Source organism: Sorangium sp. So ce281 (assembly GCF_051527395.1).
Taxonomy (GTDB): domain Bacteria; phylum Myxococcota_A; class Polyangia; order Polyangiales; family Polyangiaceae; genus Sorangium; species Sorangium cellulosum_B.
The window spans coordinates 6,091,058-6,114,467 of record NZ_CP150322.1 but is presented as its reverse complement, the minus strand read 5'-3'; the positions used below and the strand labels follow the sequence as shown (position 1 = coordinate 6,114,467).

Sequence of the window (23,410 nt, the reverse complement as noted above, 5' to 3'; positions counted from 1 at the left end):
GGTGAGCAGCGTCGTCCCGTCGGCGACCGTGAGCGATGGCTCGATGCGCTGGGGCGCTGGAGCTCTGCCCGCTCAGCACGGGCGAAAGGCGACCCGTGTCGCGGCCGTCGGATGCCCGATCGGGAAGTACACGTGCTTCGGTGAAGCGCCCTCCAAGTGTGGAACGAGCCCGGCGCGGCGCAACGCCCCGACGAGCATGAACTGCAGCTGGAGCGCCTCCAGGCGAGCGACGTTGTATCCCAGACAGAAGTGCGGTCCCCCGCCGAACGCGGCCAGCTCCAGCGGGCCCGGCGGGCTCGAGCGATCTCTCCAGCGGCTCAGATCGAAGCGGTCGGGGTCCGGGAACAGCGATGGATCGTAACCGAATTGCGCGGGGCTGAGGGCCAGCGGCGTATCTCGAGGGACGCGCCTGCCGCTCAGCGTGATCGTGTCGGTGACCGTCCGGAAGGTGAACCAGACCGGCGTGTACAGCCGCAATACCTCCCGGAAGACGGCGTTGGCGACGGGGAGCCGGTCCGCCTCTCTCGCGGACAAGGGCACAGACGCGTCCGGCGCGGCCGCGTGCTCGTCGCAGAGCGCGCTCCACACCTCGCTCCGGCGCGTCAGGACGATGACGATCCAGGCCAGGATAGAGGCGCTTGTCTCGTGTCCGGCGAGCAATATCGCGCGAAGGTTGTCGACGATGCCTTGGTCGGACAGGGGCTCGCCTTCGTCGTCGCGAGCGTTCGAGAGCATCTCGACGAGGGAACCCGCGGCGCCGCCCCCGCGAGCGAGCGCGAGGAGCTTCCGCAGGCGGTCGTCTATCCAGGCGCGCGCGCGATCCGAGCGGTACGCGGGCATGCCTGGCAGACGACCCGGGATCGGGTAGACACCCAGGAACAGCTCGCGATAGGCCCGGCTCCAGGCGCGCACATCCCCTGTCGGGACGCCGCAGACGCGAAGGATGATCTCGAGGGTCAAATCCCGCATGGCGGGATAAACGGCGAAGCTCTCTTGCTGGAGCCAGGCATCGGTCTTCGCGGCGATCGCGGAGGCGATGGTGGCGGCGGCCTCCTTGGCGAACCCCTGCGGGGAGAACGAGGGGTTGATGGCCGAGCGCATGTGCCGGTGCAGCGACCCGTCCTGCCCAGCCATCGAGCTGCCCACGATCCCCCTGAGGTGCTCCGGATGGTCCATGACCACCTCGGGCGCGCGCAGGAGATCGAGGGCGTCGGCGCCGACATAGAAGAGCCGGCGTTGCGCGAACCCGAGGTTGACCCAGAAGAGCGGGCCCAGCGCGCTCCTGCTGCGGCGCAGCAGGCCGATGGCGTCCCGGTAGAGGACGGGCAGGTGACCGATCACCGGCAGCTCTCCGGCCGCGGTGGGGAAGCTGTCTTGGTCGGTTCGACCCAGGGAGAGCATGACGAACCTCGTTCTCGCGTAGGCCGCGCCTGCGGCGCCTGTCTCGTCGTCGTCACGAGCTCGAACGCGCGCCGCCGGGGCTGCCGGCGGTGCTTCCCGGATTGACGGTGCCGGACGCCGAGCCGCGCGAGCAGAAGGGGAGGGGCCGCGGGTCAGCGGCCCGACGGCCCGTTCGTCGCCGCCGTCGTCGTCGCGGGCTGACGCATCTGGTTGATGCAGAACATGATTCCAGCCCTCAGGTTCGACCGCGTCACCATGCTGTTCAGATCGAGGCCCAGCTCGACGATCGTCTGCGCGACCGACGGCCTGATGCCGCAGATGATCCCGCCCGCGCCGAGGAGCCGGATGGCGTTCACGAGCTTGATCAGGTGATTCGCGACCTGCGTGTCCACCATCTCGACGCCCGTGAGATCCAGGATGGCATACCGCGCGCTGGTGCGGACGATCTCGTCGAGCAGGTTCTGCATGACGTCGGCGGTCCTCGCGCTGTCGACGACGCCGACCATCGGCAGCGCGACCACCCCGTCCCAGACCTGGATGATGGGCGTCGAGAGCTTGCCGATGACCTCCTGCTGCTTCTGGATCTGCAACAGCCGTAGCCGGAGCTCCTCTTCCGCTCTCTTCGCCTCGGAGACATCGAGCGAGAGCCCGATCACGGACTCGACGTTTCCGAGCGGACCCTGGATCGGCACCATCCAGTTCTCCCAGAACGAATTGTTGGTGGGGATGTGGCTCATGGAATGGGAGGGAGACCCGCGGAGCGCCCTCCTCACGTTCTCCGTGCCTTCGGGAGCGTTGGCAAAGACGTCGAAGAGGTTCGTCCCGACGAGCTGCCCCCGCTTGAGGCCGAGCCCCGCCAGGCCCCTCCCGTCGTGGCGGGTGATGACGCCCGCCGAATCGCACGACCAGACGATGAGAGGGAGGTTGTCGGAGAGGGCGCGGAGCACGTCCGCCTCCTCTCCCTTCCCGGGCTCGGCGGCGGGGTGATCGTCGGCGCCGGACGTCGCGTGCAGCGAGCCGTAGACCGCCTGGCCGTGCGGCGCTCTGCGCAGCACGCAGGAGAAGGACGCATAGACGTTTCCCGCCGTCATCACCCGCCCGCGGAGCTCGACGGCCCCGGTCGCCTCCAGAAGCGCGGACCACTTCGCCCGGGCCGCCTCCCGATCGTCGTCGTGGAAGAGCTGGAAGAACGCCGTCCCCGGCGTGGCCGCGTGCCCGACTGTGTGGCCGAATGACTCGCTCCAGTGCGACAGCGTGCCGTCGACATTCGCTACGAACAGCGCCTCCGGGGAGTAGAGATAGGCTGCCTCCCACGTGTCGCGTGAACTCGTGTAATGCTGTGTCATGACGAATGTTGCCCTCCCCCAAGCCCGATTCAGGCCTCCTACCCGTGGTCATCTCGTTCGTAGGGGCCGTGGATCGCGCATGTATTTGACCAAGAATCGGCGTCGGCAGACTCACCCCTCTCAGGACCCGCGAGCGCGATGACGAGCGCCAGGAGATGTGCAAACGCTTCGATCGCAGCGAGGGTTCCAGCTTGCGTTGCGAGATTACAATCCGCCCATCGCCGGCTGAGGCCGGGTAGATCCGGAACTCGCGCTAAGGCCATTCCCGATGTGTGGTCGTGATCGGCGTCCAGGATGCTGTTCAATCCGTTCGGCCCGGAAACGCCGCGAGGCGAGGGGGGCTCAGACGAGACGCGGAGACCGAGCTTCTCATGGGGGCCGCCACGCCGCGAGGGCGCCGGCGACATCGCAGGAGCTCGGCGTGCTTGCCGGCCGCTCGCGAGCATCGCTCGCTCGGCGATGCCGTCAGGTGGCCGTCCCCGTGACGGTGCCTCATCACGGCGCCTCATGACGGTGCCTCATGATGGTGCCTCATGACGGCGCCTCATGACGGCGCCTCATGACGGCGCCTCATCACGGCGCCTCATCACGGCGCCTCATCACGGCGATCGAGCAGACGCCGCCCGGAGCTCCATGGGGTCACACCTGTGCTGTCGTCCCGCCAGGGGAAAGGACTTGACTTCCACGAACCGCTTGGATGTGCTGTCCGGCAGCGCGGCTGCGCCGCTCTGAGCTTGACATGGAAACCGAGACCGCCCCGAGCCCCTCGCCCGAGCAGATCGACCTTTCCGCGCCTTCGGTGATAGCCGATCCTTACCCCGCGTACCACGCGCTGCGCGGGCGATCTCCGGTGCTCTATGCGCGCGTGCCCGCGGGCGGCGCCGCGGGGCTCGGCGAGCCAATCCGTGCCTACGCGCTGCTGCGCCACGCGGAGGTGCTCGCCGCCCTGCGGGATCCCCAGACGTTCTCGTCGAACGTCACGGACAAGATCCGTGTCCTGCCGCGGATCACGCTGCTGCACGACGATCCGCCCCGGCACACCCACCTCCGCAGGCTCGTCAGCCGCTCGTTCACGCCGCGGCGCATTGCAGAGCTTGAGCCGTGGATTGGCCGCCTCGCCGCCTCGCTGCTCGAAGCGACGGGCGACGGGCCGTCAGACCTCATGGGCGCCTACGCGATGCCCCTGCCGATGATGGTGATCGCCACCCTGCTCGGTATCCCGGCGGAGCGCTATGTGCAATTTCGGAGCTGGTCCGAGTCCGTGATGTCCTACAGCAGTGTCCCGGCGGAGGAGCGCGCGAGCCGCGGCAAGGCGATGGTCGACTTCTTCGCGGCGGAGCTCGAGGCGCGACGGCGCGCGCCGTCAGGCGATCTCATCTCGGCGCTCGTCGAGGCCGAGATCGACGGCGCGCGCCTCGACACGCCCGAGGCGGTCGGCTTCTGCGTCGGCCTGCTCGTCGCCGGCAACGACACCACGACGAACCTCATCGGCAACATGGCGCACCTCCTGTCCGAGCGACCCGAGCTCTACCGGCGCGCGCAGCAGGACCGGAGTCTGGTGGAGCCCATCATCGAGGAGACGCTGCGCCATTCGAGCCCGGTGCAGCGCCTCTTGCGCGTCGCCACGCGGCCGGTGGACGTGAGCGGCGTGACGATACCGGCCGGGCACCTCGTCGACGTCGTGTTCGGCGCGGCGAACCGGGATCCGGCCGTCTTCGAGGAGCCGGACGCGTTCCGGCTCGACCGGTCTCCGCTGGAGCACCTGGCGTTCGGGCAGGGGACCCATTTCTGCATCGGCGCGGCGCTGGCGCGGATGGAGGCGCGGATCGCCCTGAACGCGCTCCTCGACTGCTATGAATCCATCGCGCCCGGCGAGGCGCCTCCGCTGCGGCAGACGCGGGCGATGATGCCGCTCGGGTTCGAGTCGCTCCCGCTCGTGCTGCGCCGGCGGGCCGCCCGCACGTAGTGCTGCATCGCTCGAGTTGATCCCTGGTTGGGCGGGAGGTCGTGCCGGGCTGCCCGACCCCCTCCACGGGGGGTTACCGGAAGCGCAGAACCAGGGACGAGCTGGGCCTGTTCGCCGGCGCGGAGGAGCGGACGACGGAGAGGCCGGCAACCTCAATCGCTTCGCGGGACACGGGCGGCTGGCTCCTCGTCCGGCGCGCCCCAACGCGGGCCCGACCGGCCACCTTCGGGAGCGACATGCAGCCCAATGCATTAGCGCAGCAGCGACATGTAGCCCAATGCATTAGCGCAGCGACGAGGCGCGCCGGCTCGTCACGCGCGCGGGAGGAACGTCACCTTGCCGGTCTCGAGGGCGTACTCGGCGCCCACGATCAGCATGCCTTCCTCGGCGCACAGCCGCTCGAGAAGCCGGCTGCCGTGCCGGAGGTGATCGCACGAGTTGCGCACGTTGGCGCGCACCGCCTCGCGCAGGAGAACGTTCCTGTCGGCGTGGCGGCCGGCAGCGCTCACCACCGTCTCGACGGGAGCTCGGCAGCGCTCGACGATATCGCGGATGTTGTCGGTGAGGTGGCCGCCGTGGTCCTCGTCGAGCAGCTCGCTCAGCGTCGCCTCGATGGCGCCGCAACGCGAGTGGCCCATCACCACGGCAAGGCGGGTCCCGAAGGCGGCGGCGGCGAACTCCACGCTGCCCACGAGCGAGGGCGCCACCACGTTGCCCGCGACCCGGATGACGAACAGGTCCCCGAGCCCCTGGTCGAAGAGGAGCTCCGCCGGCGCCCGCGAGTCCGAGCAGCTGAGGATGATGGCGAAGGGCTGCTGCCCCTCCACGAGGGCGGCCCGCGCCCGCGCTCCCATCATGACGTGCTCGCCGCGGATGTTGTCCATGAAGCGCCGGTTGCCCTCGATCAGGCGTTCCAGCGCCTGATCGGCCGGCACGACGGGAGAGGCGGGCGGCGCGTTGCTGGGTTCCATGGTGGCCGGTCACGGTGGGGGACCGGGCCGCGGGCGTCAATGGGTGAATATTCCACCTTACATGTGAGCCGCCGGGCTCATGGCCCACGGCTCATCGCTCACCCGGCGCCACCGCCGCGCCGTCGCCGCCGCGCCCGCATCGCGAGCGCCGCGAGCGCCGCGGCGGCCCCGAGCGCGCCCAGCGGCCCGCGCGGCGCGCCCCCCGGGATCGCGCACCCGCAGCCTTCAGCTGCCGGCTCCTTCTCCAGATCGACCACCACGCTGACCTGGTCGGTCGCCTCCAGGATCCCGTCGCTGACCGTCACCTCGAACGCCAGGGTCGTCGTCGCGACGACCTCGGGCGCCACGAAGGTCGCCCGCGCGCCCTCGCCGGTCAGCTCGACCGCGGGCCCCGCCGTCTGCACCCAGGAGAACGTCAGCGCGTCCTCCTCGGGGTCCGAGCTCCCCGAGGCGTCGAGCGTCACGACCTCGCCGATCGCGACCGCCTGGTCCGCCCCCGCGTCGGCCACGGGCCCGCCCTGGCAGGAGGCGGTGTCCTCGACCACCGTCGCGAACGGCCTGTTCTTCAGGCCCGCGAACCCGATGTCGTCGAGCTCCCAGCCGGCGTCGCCCGCGGCCGCGTCCGTGCCGACGCGGAACCGCACCTGCACCGTCTTCCCGGCGAACGCGGTCCCCAGGTCGATCGCCACGTGGTCGACCTCGGGCCACGAGGGGCTCTGGCCGACGAAGGCCCTCCGCCTGCCCAGCGGATTGCCCGACTCGACGGTGACCCTCCCGCTGTAGCCGGGCTGCGCGCGGCTCCCGATGTCCCGCCATGTCGCGCCGCCGTCGGCGCTGATCTCGACCACCGCGCCATCCCAGAACGTCTCGTCGCTCGCCTCGAACTGGTGCCGGTGCGCGAACGTCAGCACGAAGCGCTCGGTGTCGCTGACCTCCAGGGGCGGCGACACCAGCGCCGTGTCGGACACGCTCCCGAGGTTGACGCCGCGCCACACGCGGTTCCGCGCGGTCCCCTCGGCGCGCGACCAGACGAGCTCGCTGGAGAGCCCCTCGACGCGCCAGGTCGTGCGCTGCGCCTCCACGTCGTCGACCGCCGAGGACGCCGGCAGCTCGTCGAAATTCACGCGGCGCACCAGGGCCTCGACCCGCACCGGCGTGCACGCGGCGGCGCTCTTCAGCGTCAGGCTGAGCTCGAGGTCCTCGGCGGGCGCCACGGTCCGGTCGAGCTTCACCGCCACGGTCGCGGTCGCGGTCGCGAACGGCGCGACGTCGCCGAACGACGCGCGCGCGCCGTCCGGGAACGTCACCCCCGCGGAAGGCACCTCGATGGACGCCACCGCCCCGGTCAGGGGCGCCGCGCCGCGGTTGACGATCTCGATCGCGATCGTGCCGGACTCCTCCGCGTCGAGCAGCCCGTCGCGGTCGCAGGAGCCGGCGCTGTCGTCGAGCTCCGCCCGGACCAGCGAGATCTCGGGCTGGACGCCGAAGCTCTCCACGACGCCGGTGAAATCGTGCGAGTCGGCGCGCGGGGACACGGCGCACGTGCCGGCGCCGCGCCGGGCGAACGCCTCCGCCAGCGCGAGGAAGTCGCCCTGATCGCTGGCGAGCGCGGCGGCGAGGAGGGCGTCGCGCTGCTCGGTGTACGTCGGGCTCACCGGCGCGAGCTGCATGCCGGCCACCACGTAATCGCTCATCCGCCGCCGGGTCTGCTCGAACGCGCGCGGCGGGGTCAGGCCGCTGCCGTGCCGGATCAACCCGACGTAGGCCTCGAACAGCATGCTCGCCCAGACCTCTCCCGCGTTGTGCTCCTCGGAGTTGTCGGAGAACGAGGAGCTGAGCGGGTGGTCGGGGAGGCGAGCGCCCTCCGAGATGTGCTTGAACGTCAGCCCGTTCCTGGTGAAGTCGACGGAGTAGGGGGCGCGGCGGATGCCGAAGTAGCTGTCGCCGAGCGCCGCGCTCCCGTAGCTCGAGAGCGGGAAGGCGCCGTCGAGGTCGTCGCCGTCGCGCAGCGCCATGTGCAGGGCGATGAAGTCGCCCCACCCCTCGCTCTGCGCGCCGCACATCTTCGTGCCGCACGCGACCAGACGGAGGTGGATGTAATGGCCCCACTCGTGCGCCACGATGCTGTTGTCGATCGTGCCGTCGCGCTCGACGCCGGGCTCGCGGGTCATGGTGACCGTGAGCGGCGCGTCCGCGGCGGCGAGCGCCGCCTTGAGCGCGCTGCCGTCCTCCTGCGAGATGCTCTGGGCGGGGGTCGTCACCTCGGGCGCCTCGCCCGACAGCCGCGGGGCCCCGTCGCTCTCGCGGTTGTTGGCGATGATCACGCCGATGGCGCCCGCCGCCTGCGCGCTCTGCGCCTTCTCGGCGAAGGTGCACCCGCCCCGGTCGACGAGGGCGATCTTGCCGGCCACGTCGCTCGTGATCGGCCCGCACGCGTCGCCGCGGGGCTCGGCGCCGTCCTGGGCGAGGGCGAGCTCGCCGGTGACCTCGTAGCGCCGGGGCCCGAACAGGGCGGTGTTCGACGCGTAGCTGGCGTTCTGCGGCGTGACGCTCAGCGAGCGCTGATCCGGCCCGGACCACAGGTACATCTGCATCCGGGGCGACGCGCCGTCGTACGTCGCGTCCATGTTCGCGTTGTCGCGGCTGCCGCCGAGCGCCTCGTCCTGCGCCTCCGCGAGGAGCGGATCGCCGTCGAGGCCGCCCCGGCCGAGGTTGTCGCGCTGGGCGTTGCCCGCGGCCTCGGTGAAGCCGGAGTCGTAGTACCAGTCATGGAGCCAGTTCGTGACGTAGAAGATCTGGGTGACGGCCGCCATGGTCTGCTCGGGCGTGGCGAGCGGCTCGGCGAGCGGGTCATAGATATAGTCGAACGCGCCCGGCCCCGAGAGCTCCGCGCGCGTATCGCCCCTGGAGAACCCGTCGGGCGCGTTGTGGTCCGCGTAGGCGTCGACGTTGTTGCCGCGGGTCGAGGTCGCGCCGGCCGGCAGCCACGGATCGGCCCCGCCGTCGAGGTTCGTGTTGAAGCCATCGATGGAGATGAGGCTCGGCGCCACGAACCGAGGGATCTGGCCGTCGGGCCGCCCGGTCGGGTGCGGCGAGAGATCCGCGAGGGGGCCGTCGAGCGGCCTGTGATCGCCCCCTTGCTCCGCCCAGACCCGGTAATCGAACGCGGCGTGAGAGAGGTTCTCCCGGAAGAGCACCTGCCCGTCGCCGGCCCCGAACACCCAGGCGTACGCCGCGGAGCTCGTGCCGCCGGCGTCGCCCGAGACGAGCTCGACGAAGTAGCCGGCGACGAGCCGGTCGGGCAGCGGAAAGAGCACCTTCCTCACCCGCGCCGGCTGCGTGAAGCGCAGGCTCCCGGCGCGCTGGCGCGCGTGATCGGTGTCCGCGATGTCGAAGCGCCGATATCCGCCCTTCGCCTCGCCGAGCTCGCGGAGGTCGGCCGTCTTGATGTCGACGCGGTGCGCGTCGCGCAGGGCGCGGACGACCGCCTGCGCCGGCGAGCCGGAGAACGCCCGGCCGCGGAGCGAGCCGGCCGCCGGCGAGGCGGCGCCGGGCGGCAGGGGGACGGCCGACGCGTGGAGGTTGCCCGCGAGGGCGACGAGCCCGAGGTCGCGCTTCATGAGCACCTTGAGCCCGCTCCGGAAGACCGGGATCCCGCCGACGTCCTGGCCCAGCGTCACGACGATGCCGCCGCGCCCGGTGTCGTGGACGTGGCGCACAACGGCCGTATCGAGCGCCGCCTGCGGAAGACCGTAGAGGCGCGCGTACCGCTGCACGTACCACCGGGCCGCGGCCTCGGGCGTCGCGTGGGTCGCGGCCGGCGGGCGGTGGCCCGGGGACGTCGCCCATACGAAGGTCGGCACCCCGCGCTGCGGATCGGTCGACGCGACGACGGCGCGCGTCGTCGACGCGCGCTCGTCGACGTCGATGACGCGCGCGCGGCGCGCCGCGCGGACAGGCGGCGCGGGCGGGGCCTTGAAGTAGGCGTCGTAGTTCGGGCGCTCCCGCGCGTGGGCGATGGGGCCTGCGAGCAGCGCGAGCGATAGCGCGGTGTACCGAACTGAGACCTTCATGTTCCTCGATTCTCCGACTCCGAGGGGACGACGCATCACCGGCCGCGCGCGGATAGGCCGCGCGCTTCCTCCCCGGGCGCCTCGCGCCCACCCGTCGAACCCGCGGCGCGAGGCAACCTAGCCCCAGCGTGAGCGCAGGGAAAGCGCGGCGTCCCTCGCTCTGTCCGGCGTCGTAAGGCGCCTCTCATGCGATCTCGTCCGGGCGCTCCGCAGAGCGCGAGTCACGCGGCGCCGAGACCAGAATGGAATAGAGAAGCAATCCTTGTGGGCACATTGCATGAATCCATGAATTGCCGTGTCATGCGTCCTCGCGAGGCGAGCCGAGCGGTTGCCTCGGTCGCCGCGGGGTGGGCAGGAGGGCGGTTGTCGCGCCCGCGATCTGCTCGGGGACCTGGACGGCGTCTGGTCGGCTCGCGCGGCGCGTCGCGCAGCGCCGGGCCCGCGGGGGGGCGGGCTCGCGCGGCGCGTCGCGCAGCGCCGGGCCCGCGGGGGGGCGGGCTCGCGCGGCGCGTCGTGCGGCGCCGGCTCGTGGGTGCGAGCTCGTGTGGCGCGGGCTCATGCAGGGCTGGCGCCGCGAGCCAGCTCACGCGCGGGGTGCCGGTATGACGAAGCGCTGACATGGCGCCCGGCCCCCGGGGATTATCTTCGCAAAGCCAACGTGACCCACGCCTTGCACGTCGAGACCAAGCTCGTCTCCGAGGAGCTCTGCGTACTGCTGCGTCAGGTCGATCCCGCCGTCTTCGTCTTCCATGACGAACCCGAGGTTCGCGCCCGGGTCGAACGGGTGGCGTCGCGGCTCCGCGAGCTCGTCGTGGCGGCCGAGCGCGACGATGCCGGGGGCAGGATCGAGCGGCTCCGCGAGCGGCTCCGCGCGCTGCTCGCGGCGGTCGAGCGGGCGACCCCGACCGGCACACCCTCGCCCAAGGCGGCGTGGATTGCGTTCCAGCGAGAGGTGCAGCCTGCCTACGAGTCGCTGCTGCTGACGCTGCGCGGCGTGGTCGCCGCGCCGCCGAGCGTCAGGCCGACGAACCATGCGCGCAGCCTGTGGCACGTGGGCTCGGGGCTCTCGGTGCTCGGGCTGATCCAGCTCCTGCCGGAGCGCGGCTGGCTCGTGGCCGCGAGCGGCGCGTTCGTCGTGGCGGTGTGGTCGATGGAGATCGCCCGCCGGGTCAGCGAGCGGGTCAATGAGCGGCTGATGGGGGTCTTCCGGCTCGTGGCGCACCCGCACGAGCGCTACCGGGTGAACTCGTCGACCTGGTACGTGACAGCGCTCTTCTTGCTGGCGCTGTTCGGGACGCGGCTGAGCCAGTCGCTCGCCGTGGTGGTGCTGGCGGTGGCCGACCCGGCGGCGGCGCTCATCGGCCGCCGCTTCGGCCGCACGCGGCTGCGCGACGGCCGCTCGCTGGAGGGCACGCTCGCCTTCTTCGCGGCGGGCGCGCTGAGCGCCCTCGCCGTGATGTGGGCGCTCGGCCCGGCGTCGCTCTCCTCGCGGCTCCTCCTGGCCGCCGTCGCGGGCCTGGCCGGGGCGGCGACCGAGCTGTTCTCCACGCGGATGGACGACAACTTCACGATCCCGGTCGCCGTGGCGGCCGCGGTGACGGTCGCCGGCGCGGGCTGACGTCAACTGACGTTATCTGACGTCAGTTGACGTCAGTTGACATCAGATAACGTCAGGCGCCATCTCGCCGCCGATCTCCAGCGCGAGGCGAGCGAGGTACTGTCTCATGAACTCCGCGCGTCGCGCGCCCTCGCGGCGCCCTGCGGCCGTCGTGAGGCTCTCGGCGGTCTTGAACAGCTTCACGTGGAAGTGGTCGATCGCGTTCACCCGGTCGTCCCACGGCCTCCGCTCGGCGAACGGATCCCCGGGATCGTAGAACCGCACGCCGAGCAGGCCGCCCACGGCGAAGCAGCGGGCGATCCCGATCGCGCCCAGGCCGTCGAGGCGGTCGGCGTCCTGGACCACCCTGGCCTCGAGGGTCGTCGGCTCGATCCCCGCGCTGTAGCTGTGGCTCTCGATGGCGTGGGCGATGTCGGGGAGGAACGCCTCGGGGTACTCCACGCTCCGCAGGAAGCAGAGCGCCTCCTCCGCGGAGAGCCGCGACGCCTGGGAGCGCCTGGGGTCGTTCTTGGGGACGTTGACGAGATCGTGCAGCCACGCCGCGGGGACGACGATCTCGAGCCTTGCCCCTTCGTCCGCCGCGAGCGCCTTGGCCGTGGCGACCACCCTCGCGAAGTGCGCCAGATCATGGGCCGGATCCTTGCCGAGGTCGGTCGCCTCGAGCTTCTTTGCGAAGAGCGCTTCCCAGTCCTTCATCTCCCGCCTCATAGACGCGGACCCCGACCCGCGCAACGGCGCTGCGCGGCGCCCGCATTCTCATGGGCACCTGCCACTACGCCCTCGACGGGTCACGTCACCGATAGGGATCGAGCTCCAAAGTGTTTGAGCGCCGAGGCCCTGGGCTGCGCTTGCCCGTCGGCGTCCTTGATGTCGAGAGCGACCACGTTGAAGGTGTGCGTGACAGGGATCTCCTGACCATCGACGCTGTATTTCACGCTGATCGTGGCGCGCCCGTCGCGCTGCGCGGCGGCCCTGACGATCGCGTCCGCGCGATCGGCGTTGACTTCGTAAAGGGGCGCGCCTCCCGATTTCGCCCAGGCGTACTCCCCATCTTCCCGCGGCGGGGTGAGCACGGCCCGGAATGCGCGCTGCTGCCCGGTGAGGACATGGACGTTGGCCGGGCTCTCTCCGTCGCCGTCCTTGATGACGAGGTTGACGACGGTGACGTCGTGCCTGGCTCGCGCGGTCCTGCCGCCGAGCTTGAAGGCGACCTCGATCGTCTCGACATCGGCAGCCTCTCGCCCCGCGGTGAGTGTTGCCGTCTCTTTGCTCGAGTGGAGGGTGAGCTTGCTCTCCGGGGTCACGCAATTCCACTCGAACGTCCCCCCTTTGACGTCGAGCGTCGGCACCGCCTTGTACTTCCGCTGCGCGCCGGCGAGCACGAAGTGCTTCGCCGCCGCCGCTCCGTCCTCGTGCTTGACGGCGACGCCGACGAAGACGATCTTCCCCGTGGCCGTGAGCGGCTGGATGGCGTTCTCGTGCGCGCAGGTGATCTCGACGTCGACCTCGCCGTGCTGGGTCGCCCGGATCGTGACCTTCTTCTGGTTGTCCGGGTGGACGATGGTGGCGCCGTTGCTCTCGGTCTCCCACGTGAACCGGCTCCCGTTCGGCGCGCCCTGCACCGTGAAAGAGGCCGTCGTGCCTCGCTCCGTGTCGACGGCGGCATGCGTCATCTCGGGTTCCACCCAGATGTCGGTCACAGCCATCTGGATCTGCCTGGTCGTGGTCTGCCCGTCGAGCGTGGTGGCGAGCGTGAGCGACGCCGGCGCCTCCTTGGTGGTCTTCGCCGTCCCCGCGAGCTCGACGCTGGCCTCGCCGCCCGCTCCCACGACGACGAGCGGGCCGCCCGCAGTCCAGGCGTATCCCTCCAGCGCGACCGCCGGCTTCGGGACGGCCTTGCCTGTGTGCCTCATGTACCGCAGCACCGAGGCCGGCGGCGCGGCGCGACCGTCGCCGCCCTTGATGGCCACGTCCACGATCGTGAAATCGTGGTGGACGGTGGCCATCTGATCCCGGGGCTCGAGATCGAGCATGGCTGTCACCTGGATCTTCGCGACGCCCGCGTCGCCCGGATCGATCGTCGCCACGTCCGTGCGCACCGTGCTGTGGTCGATCCCGTACCTCTGCGCCCCTGCCGATTTCCAGTGGAACTTTGTCCCCGGCCCGGCCGGCTCGAAGACGGCAGCGAACCGCCGCGGCGCGTCCACCTCGCCGAGGAGGGCGTGCTTCTTCGCATCACCCTGCTTGTCGTCGTCCTTGATGCGGAGCTGGACGATGGTCACGTTGAGCTTCGTGTCGACGCTGCGGCCGCCGTCCGTGAAGCGCACGCGGAGCTTCACGACGCCGGCGCCGTCCCCCGCGACCTTGACCGTGGCGGTGTCTCCGGCGCTGCGGATGTCGGCGAGCGCCGCCGGATCGTCTGCAGTCCAAACAAACTGGCCGCCGCCGATCGCCGGCGTCAGCACGGCCTTGTAGGTGCGCTTGTTCTGCGCGAGCACCCAGGGAACCGGATCCGAGCCGTCCTGGGCCTTGATCTCGATCTTCAACGGGACCACGTCCACGTCGCCGCTGACGGCGCCGGGCGCGTTGACGTAGTAGGTGCCGGTCGCCGCGAGCGAGAACGTCAGCGTGACCTTCCCGACGACGAGCGGCTCCACGTAGAGGGGCACGTTGCCGTTCCAGTGCCTGGGGTGCACGGCCGCGCCGGACACGAGCTGGTTGCCGCCGGCCAGCGCGTCGTACACCTGCGCGAGGGCTGTGTTCCACGTGAGCGTCGCTTGCCCGTCGAAGCGCGCCGGATCGACCGAGAGGTCGACCTGCGCGCGCGACGGCGTCGAGCCCCCATCCCAGTAGACGAGCTGGGGGTGCTGGACCTGAATTTGCGGCGTCGCGTGCTGGGTGCAGCGGCGGTACGCCATCTGCGCGAGCCACCAGCCGCTCTCGACCGCCTGCCAGAGTTGATCGCGCGCGCCGCCGATCAGCTGGCTCACGGAGCGCCTCCGTCGAAGCGCCGGGACGCCTCGTTGCAGAGGGCGCTGATCCGCGTGCCCGGACCCGCGTGCGCGTCCAGCGCAGGATGAGGCCCGTCGATCGTCGGGGAGGGCGCGTCAGGACGCCGTCACCGGCGTACCTCGAATTGCCCCAGCGGGTGCGCCACGCCGTTGACCATCACATCGATGCTGTGGCGACCGGGATAGTGACGGCGGGTCGTCATCTCCTCGAAGGAGACCTTGCCGGCTATCTCGGCTCGACCCGACGGAGGCAGGACGAGCTTCCGCAGCTTGAAGACCTTTGGCCGCGTCGAGCCGTTCGCCTTCACGAAGTGCACGGCGCAGTCGACGATCAGCTCCTGGTCGCGCGGGGCCGTCGACGCGAGCTCGAACGAGAACCGGAGCTCTCCGCCGAGCTCCACCGATCGCGGGGACAGCGACGCCGAAGCGATCGCGACGCTCGGCGCCGCGCCGAAGCCGAGCGCGTCGAGCGCGCCGCGATCACCCTTCTTGACGAGCGAGCGCAGCGCGTGGCGCACGATCCATTGCCGCCCGGGCGGCGCGCCCTCGAGCCAGCGCCGGCAGAGGCTCGCCGCGATGTCCGGGTGGTCCTTGCCGATGTCATTGATGTTGTTCGCGACGGAGCGCTGCACGTAGCGCTCCGGATCGTCCTTCAGGAGCTCGAGCAGCTCGATGACCGGCCCTGGATCCTGCTGGAAAGCGCGGAGCCGCGGGGCCCACGGCAGCCGTGGGCGCGTCCCCTCGGAGACGAGCCGCCGGACATGGACGTTCGGGTCGGCGGCCCACGTGCGGAGCCGGCGGAGCGTCGCGTCGGGGTACCTCGTCAGGAACGCGCGGATGCTGAACTCGGCGGAGAACCGCTTCGTCAGCTCGACTTGCGCGGTCATCGCGTCCTCGAAGTGATCGAGACCGCGCTTCGCCACATAGAACACGTGAGGCATGTACTGCAGCGGCGCGAGGCCGAACGCGTCGCTCCGACCAAGCTCGGGCCCGAGGGAGGCGACGATCACCCGAGCTGCCTCCGGAAAGGGCTGCGGCAGGTGGTGGTGCATGACGTCCGCGATGTGGGAGGCGCGGCCGGTGAGCTCCAGATCGGAGAGGCCCGCCAGGCAGTCGCGGGCGAAGCCGCGCTCGTCGAGGCCAGGGTGCGCCGAGCGGAGGTTGCGGGCGATCGAGCGGACGCACCGCTCGTCGAAGAGGTCCTTCAGCCGGTCGGCCATGGGTACCTGCCGGTGAGGATGCCGAGGCCGATTGGCCAGGTGTTCGCCACGTTGGACATGGGCGTTGACTAGCGCGAGACCCTGACAGATTCTGTCACCATATGTCGCGCGCCGTCCGGGTCATGGAGCTCTCCGACCTGCTTCGCGCGCGGGGAGCGACGACGGTCGGCGAGCTGGCCGCGACGCTCGGGGTCAGCGCCCGCACCGTGCGCAGGGACCTCGCGACGCTGAGGGAGCGCGGCCTCCACATCGAGGGCGAGGCCGGCCCCGGCGGGGGGATCCGGCTCGATGCCGGCCGGGGCGTCACCGCCGTGCACCTCTCGGTCGCGGAGATCGTGACGCTCTGGCTCTCCGCGCGCCTCTCCCAGGCTGCGAGCGACCTTCCGTGGAGCGACGCCGCCAGCTCCGCGCTGGCCAAGCTGCTCGGCAGCCTTCCTCCTGAACGAGCGCGAGAGCTGCGCGCCCTCTGCCGCAGGGTCATCGTCGGCGAGCCTGCGAGCGGGCCAGTGCGCGCCGGCGCCGGGGCGCCCCCCGCAGAGCTGGTGAGGCTCTTCGAGGAGTCGTTCTCCTCCGGCGTCGGCCTCGGGTTCGACTACCAAGACCGCGAGGGGAGGGCGTCGAGGCGACGCGTGGAGCCGCACGGCCTCCTGATCCAGAGCCCTGTCTGGTACGTGCTCGCCCTGGACACGGGGAAGAACGAGCCGCGAATGTTCAGGATGGATCGCATCTCGACACCCCGCGTCCTGCGGGAGATCGCGTTTCGCCCGAACGCCGACGTCATCTGGGCCCTCTTGCCGGACGAATGCGCGTGGCGACCGCTCCTCGGCGAACGACCGTGAATATCGGCCAAAACGGACGGACATCCGTCAGGCTCCGGTGCTGTGCCCACCACGGTTCGACCCAGCGGAGCCTGGGACGCACGGTGTCGTAGGGTTGCGCGCATCGGCTCTGCCTGATAGCTTAGGTTTGATACAACACACGACATCCTGGCGAGTGACCAGAACGAAGCGCGACGTCCGGTACACGGGGTGTGTGCTCGATTCCGGGCGATTGCAGAGAGAGAGCTCCCGCCGAGCAGTGACCAGCGATCGATGATCGATGATCGATGATCGATGGCGCACGGCCCACATGCCCCATGAGGCCGTGCTCGCCTGCGTGCGGTGGCCGGTGGCGCACGGGTAGATACGGGCTTCGTGCTCGCCGAGGTTGTCGATGCATGCCTCTCGTCGCTGGATGGCCCCCCATCCAGTCGACGAGCGAGGGCCATCGTGTTTGATGGCCATTCTCGAGGACTCGAACAAGGAGCTTGAATGAACCGTTCAGCCGCGAGGTGGGCGTCCATCTCCTTCGCTGCCCTGACTGCCTCTCTGCTCGGAGGTCCAGCCTCCGCGCACGTGCCGGAAGCGCAGGGCGATCCGCCGGACAGGGACGCGGTCCTCGACTGGAACGCCGTCGCTCTGGACGCGGTCGCAGAGGACTCCTCCCGCGCACGCGGGCGGGACCAGCGCGGGCCGACGCGCGTCTCACGGGCCCTCGCGATCGTTCATGCGGCGATCTTCGACGCCGTGAACTCGATCGTCCCGAGGTACGAGCCGTATTCCATCTTCCTCGACATGCCGGATGCATCCATCGACGCGGCGGTGGCCACGGCAGCTCACCGCACGCTGACGGCGTTGTTCCCGAGCCAGAGGGCGCTGCTCGACGGGAGGCTCCGCGAGTACCTGGCGGAGATCCCCGAGAGCGACGCCAGGGAGGACGGTCGCGCGCTGGGCGGCGCTGTCGCCGACGAGATCCTCGCGGAGCGGGAGAACGACAGGTCAGACGCCCCGATGCCTTACACCCCGGACATCGCCCCCGGCCGGCATCGCGTCGATCCGCTCTACCCTGAACAGGGGTACCTGACCCCGAGGTGGGGGAGGGTTCGGCCGTTCGCCATCGAGAGCGGCGCCGAGTTCCGGTCTCCGCCGCCGCCGCCGCTGTGGAGCCTGGAGTACGCGTTGAGCTTCTATGAGGTCTTCCTGCTGGGTGGCGACGGCCAGCGCACCCCGACCGCGCGCACGCCGGAACAGACCGTCATCGGGATCTTCTGGTCGTACGACTCCGCCCCGCGCATCGGGGAGCCGCCCCGGCTCTACAACCAGATCGCGCGGGTCCTCGCGGTCAAGGAGTGCAACTCGGAGATCGAGAACGCTCGTTACTTTGCGCTCGTCAACGTCGCGCTGGCCGACGCCGCCATCGCCACGTGGGAGACGAAATACCACTACGAGTTCTGGCGGCCCATCGTCGCGATCCGTCGGGCCGACAGGGATCGCAACTCGCTCACGATAGCTGACAGGAGGTGGACGCCCCTCGGATCCCCCGGCAGCAACCAGGGCCCGCCGCGCATGACACCAGCGTTCCCGGCGTACACCTCCGGGCACGCGAGCTTCGGGGCTGCCATGTTCCAGGTGTTGACCCGATATTATGGGACGGATCGTATCCCCTTCTGCTTCGTGTCCGACGAGTACAACGGAGTAACGACGGACGAGCGGGGCAATGTCCGCCCCGAGATCACGCGCTGCTATTCCAGCTTCGAGCAGGCGTCCCGGGAGAACACGGTCAGCCGCATCTACCTGGGCGTCCACTGGAGGTTCGATGGAGTGCAGGGGATCCGTCAGGGCAAGCGCGTCGGAGACGCCGTCTTCGACAGGATCCTCCGGCCGCTTCCTTGACGAGTTCGTCAACGAGCCGCTCGATCCATCGAGCGGAGATCCGTCGCCTCATGGCGGGTCTCCCCGGCCCCGGCCAGCCCCTCAGTTCATGAGCCGGGAGCGAGCGGGCGCCCACCGCTCTGCCGCGACGCGCTCCTCGACGCTCATGCAGCGACGATGCTCCCCGGCCAGCGCGGGCGCAAGGGCCTCGACGGCGTCGTCTCGGCGCCTCGCCCGCTCGACCCCGCGCCTGGGCTGACTGGGACGGGCCCTTGCTCCGCTGGTGGAGGAGGAGCTGTGTCCGGTTCATCCGCTTGATGCGGAGCATCCCGGCCGCGCGCGGGGACAGGGAGCGCGCGGCCGGCAGGCGGAGCGTCAGGCCGTCGGGTGAATCTCCGCGCCCGTGGCGCGGTGGGGAGGCGCCGCCGCGAGCTGGTTGATGTGCACGTGCTGGCTCGGGACGGGGAGCCCCAGCTTGCCGAGCTCCTCGCGGATGATCTTGGTCGTGGCGAAGTAGACGTCCCAGTAGTGATCGGTATGGCAGAAGGGCCGCACCGCCAGCACGGGCCCGGCGAGCGTGAAGTCCAGGATCTCGACGGTGGGCGCAGGGGTCTTCGCGACGTTGGGGATGAGCGCGAGGTGCGCCTTGAGCCGCGTGATCGCCGCCTCGTGATCCGCGCCGTGGGCGAGCTGTGCGGTGCAGTCGACGCGGCGGACCGGGTTCGTGCTGAAGTTCTGGATCGTGTCGCTGAAGATCTTGTTGTTGCCCATGATGGTGCGGACGTTGTCGGGCGTGTCGAGGGTGGTCGCGAACAGACCGATCGAGTGGACGGTGCCCGTCACGCCGCCGATCGTCACGAAATCCCCGGTCTTGAAGGGGCGCAGGAGGATCATGAAGATGCCGGCCGCGAGGTTCGACAGGAGGCCGGACCATGCCATGCCGACGGCGATGCCGATCGCGGCGAGCAGGCTGGCGAAGGTGGTGGTCTCGACGCCGAAGACGCTGAGTACGGCGATGACGAGCAGGATGTTCAGCAGCACGGACGCCGCCGACTCCAGGTAATGAGCCAGCGTCGAGTCGAGCTTCTTCAGCGCGGAGCTGCGCTGCATCATCGACAGGAGCCCCCGGATGATCACGCGGCCGATGACCCAGACCAGGATCGCGCCCACGATCTTCCCGCCGACGCTCACCCCGAGCGCTACCCCCATGTCCATGTACCGCTGAACCCTCTCGTCCATCTCAAGCCTCCTGGCGACGTGTGCGCCGCTCGCGGGGGCCCCCGTGCAAGGTGCATGCGCGACGCGCCTTGCTGGATTTGCCCCTTGGCGGCCAGCCTTATCACACCGGCGGGCCGCTCCGCGAGGGGCGTGACCGAGATTTTCGAGCCTCAGCGCTGCGGCCTGCGGACATCAGGTGGCCGCGGAGCGGATACCTCGTTGTAGCGAAGGAGCAACGGGCGGCGGGGCCGCGCGCGGCGTGCGGCCGCGATCGAGCGGCCGACGTGCAAGGGCACAGGAGCGAGCGAGCGCGCCAGGCAGGCGTGTCCAGCCAAGGCGATGGCCGAGGCGATCTTCGTCGCCGCCGAGGTGATGCTCGACGGCGGAAAGCGGACGCGGGCCAGCGGCGTGGGCGGCGTACGGGGCTGTGAACCGGCTCAATGAAGACTATGTCCGAAGGCTCTCGGGTTGATCGGGAATTTCAAGCCGATGACCAGCCCGTACTCCGTGCCGTACGAAGGCCTCGTCGCGCCAACTCCCCCGTCGAACGGAAGGGCGAGTCGAAAGCCCGCGTAGGCGACGGGGATCGCGATGAAGGGGACGATCTGCGCCCCATACGTTCGGGCGTTCGACCGGCCCGCGCCCTCGGTATACATCGAGAGCTCGGCGCCGACCGGGCCGAACCCACCCTGGAAACCGAGCGCCAACCTCTCGTGGACCGGTCGGTCGGCGACGAGCTGCGCCTGCGCAACGGCGCCTATCCAGGCGAACGAGCGTTGTCCGTACCACGCGAGGCTGCCCTCGACGCCGGCGCCCACGGCGTCATCGGCGTTCTCGCGGCCAGTATAGCTGAAGAGGCCGCCCACGCTCACGACCGGGTCGCCAGGGCGCCCCACATTGGGCCAGCCTTCCCGGGGAACCACCGCGGGGGGAGGGCTCCCCGCGGGGGACACGCCGTCCGCCTGCGCCGATGCAGCGCCGACGAGAAGGCAAGCGCCGACGAGAACCGCTGTGACCGCCGAGTGGCTCATGCGCCTGGGATCTAGCCCATGTGACTCGGCCAGTCACGATGCAGGCGCAGGCGAGCGGAAGACGCGCTCCGGGAGCGCTGCGCTAGGCTCCCCTGCGATGGTGCAGCTCTCGCGCGCGGAGCAGGTCGCGGCGCTCGCGCGCGTGATCGCCGCGCTCGACGCCCGGCCGGCGCCGCATTTCGACGCCTTCGCGGCCCTGTTCCACGGGCATGGCCGCCTCCGCGAGGACGACGGGCGCATGTTCAGTATCGACGCGCCACGCGCGCCGGGTTGCAATCGCGGCGAATTCACAGAGGGGTGACGAAGATGCTCATCGACGAGCGACCGAGCCATTATCAGGGCGACCTTTCGTGGAACAGCCTCAAGCAGCTCATTGAAGGTTACGACGACAACGAGTTCCAGGGGCTCGTGCAGGGGCCGGAGGGCTACGCCATCAAGGTCGTACGCGGAGCGCACAGCGGGAGTTTCTATCCGTATTACGGATCGGACTACTATTTCGATTTCACGGCCACCCACGCGCTTGGCGAGAGCGGCACACATCACGCGATCCTGGACGAGAGCGGAACAAGGGTCCTGGGAATCGAGCCGCCGCTGTGACGGAACGATCTCTGCCGCACACCGAGGGTGCCCGTCCAGCCCGAGCCATCACGCGTCAACTGCGGTGACCTCAGCGTAGCAACCCCAGCTCTTTTCCAGACACCATGATGGGGGTGCTCAGGAGGGGAGCGGAGGCCGCGCAGGAGGGCGCCGGGCCCGCGCAGCCGGGGACGATCTCGGTCGAGTCCAGCGCTACGTCGCGAGCGACAGGTCGCGCACGTACTCGGCGAGCGCCCGCTCCGCGCTGGCCACCGCCTCCCGCGTGCCCGGGAGCTTCGCCGACACCGCCGCGATCCGGTCTTCCTGCTCGCCCAGCGCCTTGAGGTAGCGCTCGTGGAGCCCGCTCCCCGGGGGCACGGCCTTGAGGTTGTCGCGCACGCGCGCCTGCTCGGCGCGTAGCGCCTCGATCTCGGACTTGAGGGCCGAGAGCGCGCGCTGCCGCTCGGCGACCGCGGCCTTGAGCTCCGCGAGCCGCGCGAGCGCCGCGCGCAGCGCCTCGGGGATCTCGCGCGACGACAGGACCACCTCGATCTGCTCGCCGGAGAGGCCCGTGAGCGCCACCGTGTGGGAGATGGGCTGCTCCAGCGCCACGGTCACGCGCGCCGTCTCGCCCGCGGCGACCTCGCGCCGGACGCGGTAGCGATCGCGCGTCGCCTCGACGCCTTCCCTGGGCTCGGCGAGCTCCCAGCCGGCGATGCGCGGGTGCTCGATGAGCAGGACGCGCGGCTCGCGCGCCGCGCCCACGATCGTGTAGACCGTCACCTTGCGGGCGGTCCTGACGATCTCGAGCATGCCGCCCTGGATCTTGGCGCGCGAGAACACCTCCTCGCCCCGCTCCTCGCGGTCGATTCGCACCTTCCGGTCCACGGCGAAGCTCACGATCCGCGATTCTCCCGGCGGCAGCGGCGAGAGGCGCGCGTCGCCGACGTAGGTGACGACCCCCCGGCTCGATCGCTCGTAGACCGTGATCGCGCCGGCCGGGAGGGTCGTGTCGCCGTCGTTCCTCAGGCGGATCGAGGCGAGCGGGCTGCGCGCGCTCGCCTCCGGCTGATAGAGCCACAGCCGCTCTGCCGGGATCTCGCGCTGGACGATCGGCAGGAGCGCCGTCTGCCCGCTCGCGATCGTGAGCGGCGCCGGGAAGTGGAACACGACCTGCGTCGCCGCCTCCGCGGGCTCCGGCTCGACCTTCTCCGACGGCACGGTGACCGCCGCGGCGGGCGCGCGGGCCTCGTCGGTGCCCCCGCCGGCGCGGTAGCCCATGCGCCGCGCCGCCCTGGCCGCGAGCCCCGCGGCGCCCTCGTCGAGCCGCGGCAGCACGCGCTCGGCGACGTCGACGGGCACCTCCGGCCGGGCCACATAATAGATCTCGTAGAGCGCCTGGCGGAACGTCACCGGGTCTCCCGACACCAGGGTGAAATCCACGCTCTGCCAGTCGCTGCCGCTCTGGTTCTCGACGACGGCCCACCCGGCGAGCGCCCCGGTCTTCGTCTGCGCGTCCTCCGGCACCGTGAGCCGGTACGTCGTCTTCCAGAGCGGCACCTCGATGACGTAGGCCACGCGGACCACCCGCTCGCCCTCGCCGGCCGTGCGCACGACGAGCTCGCGGCGGTTGCGCTCCCGCCGGCTCGAGAGCCCGACCAGCGCCGCGCCGACCTGCTGCCGCAGCCGCTCCTCGACGAGCTCCACGCTCTCGAGCTCCTCCAGGACGACCTGCTTCAGCGCGCCCTCCGACATCAGCGCGAGCCGGTGCCGGTCCTCCGAGCCGCCGTGCGGCAGCGCCGCCTGCGCCGTGGTGACCGCGACGATCCGCCCGGCGATGGCCCCTTGCACCCCTCGCGTCCGCACCTCGGCGCCGCGGAGCGCGTTCAGCAGGGCGGCCTCGGACTCGAGCGCGCCCTCGTCGAACGGGAGCTCGCGGAACAGGTCGCGCAGCGGCTCCCTCCCGGGAAGCGTGATATTCCCCGTCACGCCGCGATCGTCATAGACCACGATGCTCTTCAATACATCGTCGACCTGATCGAGCCGCACCTCGAGCCGGAGCTCGGCGTCGCCGCGCACGCGCGCCTCGTGCTCGAAATATCCGACTCCGCCCGTCGAGAGCACCACCCGCCTTAGCAGCAGCGCGTCCGACGCGGCCCCCGATCGGGCCGGATCCATCGCGGCGGCCCGCAGCGTCGCCGTGGTCCTCAATCCATGGTTCATCGTCGCCTCCCCCGGCGGAGGCGTGCGATGGCCCCGCCCTGGGGGTGTCCATAACGCCCCTCCGGG

General features: G+C 70.7%; 16 protein-coding genes. 6 read left to right on the top strand and 10 right to left on the bottom strand.

The annotated features are described in order from the left end of the window. Positions 1-72: 72 nt before the first annotated feature. Both WMF27_RS23130 and WMF27_RS23125 read right to left on the bottom strand, forming a co-directional pair. Complete coding sequence (locus WMF27_RS23130; protein WP_437766721.1) at positions 73-1,401, bottom strand: cytochrome P450; 1,329 nt, start codon at positions 1,399-1,401, stop codon at positions 73-75. Between the two features lie 152 nt (positions 1,402-1,553). Further along, positions 1,554-2,747: an STAS domain-containing protein gene (locus WMF27_RS23125; protein WP_437766722.1), complete on the bottom strand. Its 1,194-nt coding sequence runs from the start codon at positions 2,745-2,747 to the stop codon at positions 1,554-1,556. Positions 2,748-3,486: 739 nt separating this feature from the next. Between WMF27_RS23125 and WMF27_RS23120 the strand changes: the two genes are divergently transcribed. Then, positions 3,487-4,713, top strand: coding sequence for a cytochrome P450 (locus WMF27_RS23120; RefSeq protein WP_437766723.1), 1,227 nt, complete (start codon positions 3,487-3,489; stop codon positions 4,711-4,713). A gap of 311 nt (positions 4,714-5,024) precedes the next feature. Here the strand turns inward: WMF27_RS23120 and WMF27_RS23115 are convergent, their stop codons facing one another. Next, positions 5,025-5,684, bottom strand: coding sequence for a carbonic anhydrase (locus tag WMF27_RS23115; protein WP_437766724.1), 660 nt, complete (start codon positions 5,682-5,684; stop codon positions 5,025-5,027). 98 nt (positions 5,685-5,782) lie between these two features. Further along, the gene (locus tag WMF27_RS23110) at positions 5,783-9,757 is read right to left on the bottom strand and encodes a M36 family metallopeptidase (protein ID WP_437944509.1); all 3,975 of its coding nucleotides are present in this window, start codon (positions 9,755-9,757) and stop codon (positions 5,783-5,785) included. Between the two features lie 658 nt (positions 9,758-10,415). On the opposite strand from WMF27_RS23110, the gene WMF27_RS23105 reads away from it, so the two are divergent. Then, positions 10,416-11,375 carry a diacylglycerol/polyprenol kinase family protein gene (locus tag WMF27_RS23105; RefSeq protein ID WP_437766726.1) on the top strand — a complete coding sequence of 320 codons (960 nt, stop codon included), beginning with the start codon at positions 10,416-10,418 and terminating at the stop codon, positions 11,373-11,375. 42 nt (positions 11,376-11,417) lie between these two features. Here WMF27_RS23105 and WMF27_RS23100 read toward each other — a convergent pair whose 3' ends face one another. From WMF27_RS23100 to WMF27_RS23090, 3 genes are all read right to left on the bottom strand, one after another. Then, the gene (locus WMF27_RS23100) at positions 11,418-12,083 is read right to left on the bottom strand and encodes an HD domain-containing protein (RefSeq protein WP_437766727.1); all 666 of its coding nucleotides are present in this window, start codon (positions 12,081-12,083) and stop codon (positions 11,418-11,420) included. An 80-nt stretch (positions 12,084-12,163) separates the two neighbouring features. Then, the gene (locus tag WMF27_RS23095; RefSeq protein WP_437944508.1) at positions 12,164-14,365 is read right to left on the bottom strand and encodes a hypothetical protein; all 2,202 of its coding nucleotides are present in this window, start codon (positions 14,363-14,365) and stop codon (positions 12,164-12,166) included. A 128-nt stretch (positions 14,366-14,493) separates the two neighbouring features. Beyond that, positions 14,494-15,606 carry a DNA alkylation repair protein gene (locus WMF27_RS23090; protein ID WP_437944507.1) on the bottom strand — a complete coding sequence of 371 codons (1,113 nt, stop codon included), beginning with the start codon at positions 15,604-15,606 and terminating at the stop codon, positions 14,494-14,496. Between the two features lie 101 nt (positions 15,607-15,707). Here WMF27_RS23090 and WMF27_RS23085 point away from each other — a divergent pair, with 101 nt between their 5' ends. After that, a complete protein-coding gene (locus tag WMF27_RS23085) occupies positions 15,708-16,445 on the top strand; it encodes a helix-turn-helix transcriptional regulator (RefSeq protein ID WP_437944506.1) in 738 nt (245 codons plus the stop codon). Between the two features lie 471 nt (positions 16,446-16,916). Further along, the gene (locus WMF27_RS23080) at positions 16,917-18,317 is read left to right on the top strand and encodes a phosphatase PAP2 family protein (protein WP_437766731.1); all 1,401 of its coding nucleotides are present in this window, start codon (positions 16,917-16,919) and stop codon (positions 18,315-18,317) included. 354 nt (positions 18,318-18,671) lie between these two features. Here WMF27_RS23080 and WMF27_RS23075 read toward each other — a convergent pair whose 3' ends face one another. Further along, on the bottom strand, positions 18,672-19,535 hold the full coding sequence (locus tag WMF27_RS23075; protein WP_437766732.1) for a mechanosensitive ion channel family protein: 864 nt from the start codon (positions 19,533-19,535) through the stop codon (positions 18,672-18,674). A 416-nt stretch (positions 19,536-19,951) separates the two neighbouring features. Then, positions 19,952-20,410 (bottom strand): hypothetical protein, encoded by a 459-nt coding sequence (locus WMF27_RS23070; protein ID WP_437944505.1) that lies wholly within the window; start codon positions 20,408-20,410, stop codon positions 19,952-19,954. Between the two features lie 232 nt (positions 20,411-20,642). On the opposite strand from WMF27_RS23070, the gene WMF27_RS23065 reads away from it, so the two are divergent. Together WMF27_RS23065 and WMF27_RS23060 are read left to right on the top strand one after the other, a co-directional pair. Further along, positions 20,643-20,846, top strand: coding sequence for a hypothetical protein (locus WMF27_RS23065; protein WP_437766734.1), 204 nt, complete (start codon positions 20,643-20,645; stop codon positions 20,844-20,846). Next, the gene (locus WMF27_RS23060; protein ID WP_437766735.1) at positions 20,843-21,142 is read left to right on the top strand and encodes a hypothetical protein; all 300 of its coding nucleotides are present in this window, start codon (positions 20,843-20,845) and stop codon (positions 21,140-21,142) included. Before WMF27_RS23065 ends, WMF27_RS23060 begins: the two co-directional genes overlap by 4 nt. Positions 21,143-21,334: 192 nt before the next feature. On the opposite strand, the gene WMF27_RS23055 is transcribed toward WMF27_RS23060, so the two are convergent. After that, entirely contained in the window at positions 21,335-23,344 is a 2,010-nt protein-coding gene (locus WMF27_RS23055; protein ID WP_437766736.1) for a DUF4139 domain-containing protein, read from the bottom strand. Between the last annotated feature and the right edge of the window lie 66 nt (positions 23,345-23,410).